General features: G+C 40.5%; 2 protein-coding genes. One reads left to right on the forward strand and one right to left on the reverse strand.

The window, feature by feature from the left end; translation table 11 throughout:
- Positions 1-155 precede the first annotated feature (155 nt).
- Positions 156-593: a MarR family winged helix-turn-helix transcriptional regulator gene (locus HCUR_RS00235; RefSeq protein ID WP_243397223.1), complete on the forward strand. Its 438-nt coding sequence runs from the start codon at positions 156-158 to the stop codon at positions 591-593.
- 12 nt (positions 594-605) lie between these two features.
- Here the strand turns inward: HCUR_RS00235 and HCUR_RS00240 are convergent.
- The coding region (locus HCUR_RS00240; protein WP_243397224.1) for a DNA alkylation repair protein at positions 606-1326 on the reverse strand (721 nt) is incomplete at its 5' end.

A 1326-nucleotide genomic window follows, 5' to 3' on the forward strand; every position in this document is an offset into this window, starting at 1 on the left:
GAACATTATCATGCAGGTAGCCGGCCATCTTATCGAAGTCTTTGGCAAGCATGGCATTGTAATAGCTTTCAGCAAGGTTCAAATTATCAGTTGTGTTCATATCTAACTCCTATTATAGTATAAGCATGCTGATAATGTATTATAAGGACGCTGATATGTCAAGTGATAAAGAAATAGGTGTTAAAAGTTTGCTTGGGTATAAACTGAAAAAGACCCAGCATGCTCTACGCCTTCATATGGACGAAGCTTTAAGGGCTCTTGATCTTACTACGCCACAGTACGCAGTTCTTGCGCAACTCGAGTTAAAGCCCGGAGCGTCTAATGCTGCACTTGCAAGATCAGCATTTATCACGGCTCAAACCATGCATGGCATTGTCTCTAATTTAGAAAAGCGAGGGCTTGTGCAGCGTAAAAATGATGCTTCCCATGGTAGGATTTTATGCACAGAATTGACATCACAAGGCCAAGAGATTGTTAAACAAGCACATGATACGATACGCGATGTTGAAGCACGTATGCTCGCTACAGTAAGCGGGGAACATAAGGTGTTGCTCGAAAAACTGCTGCTCGAGTGTTTTAATAATTTACAGTAGTGAGGGTGCAGATTAGGCTGCTGCGGCTGAATTTTTTATAACAATCTTCTGTTCCTTGGATAGCCTTTCTATAGCGTACCGTAGCATGGTTTTAGGCATTTGATGTGCATGGTCGCAAAGAAACGATACTAGTCTAGCCTCATCCTTTTTGCCTGCTTCGCGGAGCATCCAACCAACAGCTTTATGAATCAGATCGTGGGAATCATTTAGCAATAACTTTGCTATCTTAAACGTCCATTCCAAGTCTGACTCGCGAATAAAATACCAAGTTGCAACAATTGCTATTCTGCGTTCCCATAAGTTTTGAGACGCAGCTAATTCTTCAAGCACATCACGATCCCTCTCAAAAAGATGAGCTCCTATAATAAGATGCGCAGAAGAGTCAACCAAATTCCAATTGTTGATATGGCGCATATTGGCTCTATAAAATTGATAGATTTCTTCTTTTTGGGCTATGGCTCCAGCCTTGTACTTAGCAGCTAAAATAATAAGCGCTAATAATCGTTCTTCATTGATTTTTGATTGTATCAAAAGGCCTAAATCTTCCAGGGTTACATATAAAAAACTTTTTGCAATTTTTCGCAAAACGGGCACCGTCACGCCCATAAAGCTATCGTGCTCAGCATAACTTCCTGGGCTTGTTTTAAAGTAAATTGATACTTTTTCTGGGGTTGAATCAATAGAGGCGTGTAACGTTTTCTTCAAATTTTGTATTTCACTAGACATGGCTTGC

This window comes from Holospora curviuscula (assembly GCF_002930195.1).
In the GTDB taxonomy this organism is placed as follows: domain Bacteria; phylum Pseudomonadota; class Alphaproteobacteria; order Holosporales; family Holosporaceae; genus Holospora; species Holospora curviuscula.